The organism is Neobacillus drentensis (genome assembly GCF_036966985.1).
GTDB lineage: Bacteria > Bacillota > Bacilli > Bacillales > Cytobacillaceae > Neobacillus > Neobacillus drentensis_E.
Genome location: NZ_JBALSN010000568.1, coordinates 1 through 3,623, shown reverse-complemented (window position 1 = coordinate 3,623; position 3,623 = coordinate 1). Strand labels below are relative to the sequence as shown.

Annotated in this window: 2 protein-coding genes; both read right to left on the bottom strand. The window is 39.6% G+C overall.

Translation table 11 applies throughout. The features are described 5' to 3' along the window. Nucleotides 1-237: 237 nt before the first annotated feature. A complete protein-coding gene (locus V7659_RS28025; protein WP_335543343.1) occupies nt 238-1,833 on the bottom strand; it encodes a xylulokinase in 1,596 nt (531 codons plus the stop codon). A gap of 102 nt (nt 1,834-1,935) precedes the next feature. Then, nucleotides 1,936-3,423: an L-arabinose isomerase gene (gene araA / locus V7659_RS28020; protein ID WP_335543342.1), complete on the bottom strand. Its 1,488-nt coding sequence runs from the start codon at nt 3,421-3,423 to the stop codon at nt 1,936-1,938. Nucleotides 3,424-3,623: the final 200 nt, after the last annotated feature.

The following is a 3,623-nucleotide window of genomic DNA, read 5'->3' as shown; positions in this document are numbered from 1 at the left end:
AAATGATCTATCCCTCCTGTTAATTCTTTTTATGAAGTAAAAAATTGATTTTTAATAATGAATACCCTTTCAAAAAAGATGTTATCAATAAAATTTTCTAGGTTATCCAACTAGTTATACGCATTTAATGTCGATATATAGACTTTTGTATAATATGTATAATACCAAAAAGCAATGTCGTAAAACATTGCTTTTTGAGAATTATTATAAGATTTTAACTTCATCTTTAATCTTTATTTAAGATGCGTTTATTGCTGCTCTTTGGATTGCTAGTCCCTTGGTATAACGTTTCATAAAATGCTCAAAGCCTGTTACATCCTTAGGATCTGGAGACATAGTCATACCAGCTTTTTCTGCAAATACTTTATGGCTTAAATACTCTTCCAACTTTTCATTATCCGCTTTGTTAATCATATAAGAGGCAAGCAGGGCGATCCCCCAAGCTCCGCCTTCTCCTGCCGTTTCCATAACGGAAACAGGAACATTGAGAGCAGCGGCCATGATACTCTGGCCAACACCTTTGGTCTTAAACAAGCCGCCATGACCTAGGATTTCATCCAGTTTTACTTCTTCTTGTTTGAGAAGAATATCCATACCAATTTTCAGCGCACCCAATGCTGTAAATAAATGAACACGCATGAAATTGGCCAGGTTGAAATTGCTATCTGCTGAACGAACAAACAATGGACGACCTTCTTCGAAGTGGGTAATGTGTTCACCGGAAAGATAGCCATAAGCCAGTAAGCCGCCGCAATCCGAATCTCCATGAAGAGCCAAATGATAGAGAGTTCCATACAACTTATTCATGTCAACTTCCATACCCATTGCTTTTGAAAATTCGTCAAACAATCCAATCCATGCGTTTAAGTCTGAAGAACAGTTGTTAGAATGAGCCATAGCTACCAAGTTACCAGTAGGTGTGGTAACAAGGTCGATCTCGGAATAGACTTTGGACAGTTCCTTTTCCAGTACAACCATTGCAAAAACAGAAGTTCCGGCAGAAACATTACCAGTACGCTTCGCTACGCTGTTTGTTGCGACCATACCTGTTCCTGCGTCACCTTCAGGCGGACAAAGTGGAATACCAGCCCTCAGCTCTCCAGTAACATCCAAAAGTTTTGCTCCTTCTTCTGTAAGGACACCGGCGTTTTCACCCGCGACCAAAACCTTAGGCAGAATATCTTCAAGTTTCCAAGGTAGATTATTAGGTGCAATCAATTCATTGAATTGATCGATCATTCTATGATTATAGTTCCTCGTATTCAAGTCAATTGGAAATACACCGGAAGCTTCACCAACTCCCAGAACCTTCTGTCCGGTCAGTTTCCAATGGATATAACCAGCGAGTGTTGTCTGGAAGCTAATGTCAGCAATATGTTCTTCCTGATTCAAAATAGCTTGATATAGATGAGCAATACTCCATCTTTGAGGAATTTGGTAGTTAAACAGTTCTGTGAGTACTTTTGAAGCCTTTTCGGTAATATTGTTACGCCAGGTGCGAAATGGTACCAGAAGCTTTCCCTCTTTGTTGAATGTCATATAGCCATGCATCATCGCACTAAAACCGATTGCTCCTACTGATTGTAAGGTGACGCCATATTGCAGTTTCACTTCGTTGGCCATCTTTTGATAGCTGTCTTGTACACCCTTCCAAATATCCTCTACATTATAGGTCCAGATATTATTCACATAGCTATTTTCCCAGTCATGGCTGCCTGATGCGATCGGTGTATGATCTTCTCCTATGAGAACGGCTTTAATTCGGGTTGAACCAAGTTCAATACCAAGAACTGTTTTTCCGCTTTGAATGACGTTTTTTATATCAAGCTTCATGTTATTTCCCTCCCAAACCTTAAAGCTGAAAATTAGGGCTACTATCTCTAATAGCCCCTTGTTTTGTTCATTATTTATGTTTAAATCATCTTAACTTTTTTACTATTTACGGTAGATGACTTCATTCCAACGTAATTCATTATTGAAAGATTCTGTTTTAGTATCGTTGTTAATTACGACCATCTCAATTCCAGTCAATTCAGCAAAGTCTCTCAACTGTTCAGTTGTTACTTTGTAAGAGTAGCCAGTATGGTGAGCCCCTCCAGCCTGAATCCAATTTTCAACGGCTTGACTTAAGGATGGTTGGGTTTTCCATAATACCCGGGCAACAGGGAGATTTGGCATGTCTTTTTCTGGCTGTACAGCATCCACTTCATTAACAAGAAGACGGAAACGATGTCCAAGGTCAACGATGGTTGCATTCAATGCAGAACCGCCTCTTCCATCAAATACAATTCGGGCAGGGTCTTCTTTGCCGCCAATTCCAAGTGGATGAACCTCGATTTTTGGACGAGTGGCAGAGATGGTTGGGCAAACTTCAAGCATGTGAGAACCAAGAACCATTTCATTCCCTGGCTCAAAATGATACGTATAATCTTCCATGAAGGAAGTTCCTTCGTTGCCTGCAATAATTTTCATCAATCTTACAAGAGCAGCCGTTTTCCAGTCCCCTTCACCAGCAAAACCATAGCCTTGTTCCATTAAACGCTGTACCGCTAAACCAGGAAGCTGACGGATGCCATGTAAATCCTCGAAAGTAGTAGTGAATGCTGTGTAGCCGCCTTCCGTTAAGAATGCCTTCATGCCTAGCTCAATTCTAGCTTGATAACGGATGGAATCGCGAACCGGACCATCAGTAAGTCCTTCAGGAGTAATATCATATTGCTGTTCATATTCAGCCATTAACTGATCCACTTCTTGTTCAGTCACATCATTTATGCGTTGAACCAGGTCACCAACACCGTAACCATTAACTGTCCAGCCAAACTTAATTTGTGCTTCTACTTTGTCACCTTCAGTTACAGCAACTTGGCGCATATTATCACCAAATCTCGCAATCTTAAGGTTTTTGCTTTCCTCAAACGCTACAGCTGTACTCATCCAGCTGCCCACACGTTCTCTTACTTCTGGGCTTTCCCAATGACCAACAACAACTTTACGTTTTACATTCATGCGTGCTGCAATGAAACCATGTTCACGGTCACCGTGTGCTGCTTGATTCAAGTTCATGAAATCCATATCGATTGAATCCCAAGGAATATCACGGTTAAATTGTGTAGCTAAATGCATATAAGGTTTTTGAAGCGAAGAAAGGCCTGCAATCCACATTTTTGAAGGCGAGAATGTGTGCATCCATGTAATGATTCCTGCACAATTTTGGTCAGCATTTGCTTCTAGGATCAATTTGCGAATTGAATCTGAATCCTTTACTACTGATTTAAAAATTAATTTATAGGTGACTCGGGAATCATCATCCAAACCATTAACAATGGTTCTTGAGTTTGCTTCCACTTGACGAAGTACATCTTCTCCGTATAATAATTGACTTCCTGTTACAAACCAGAATTCATAGGCTTTTGTTGTTAACAATGTAATTCCTCCTAAATAAAAGATATTTATCTATCAAATTATTAATTGGTAATCTTTAAGTATTCATACGTACAAGTTACCTTAGTTTAAGGCGAATATGTTCCTCATCGACTACTTTTGTCCATAATAGGCATTAACTCCATGCTTACGTAGATAATGTTTATCAAGAATGAATTGGTCAATTGCATTAATTTGTGGGT

What these genes read in the sequence shown, in the direction of transcription:
- V7659_RS28025 (WP_335543343.1), bottom strand. Translation starts at nt 1,833, where the DNA reads ATGAAGCTTGATATAAAAAACGTCATTCAAAGCGGAAAAACAGTTCTT.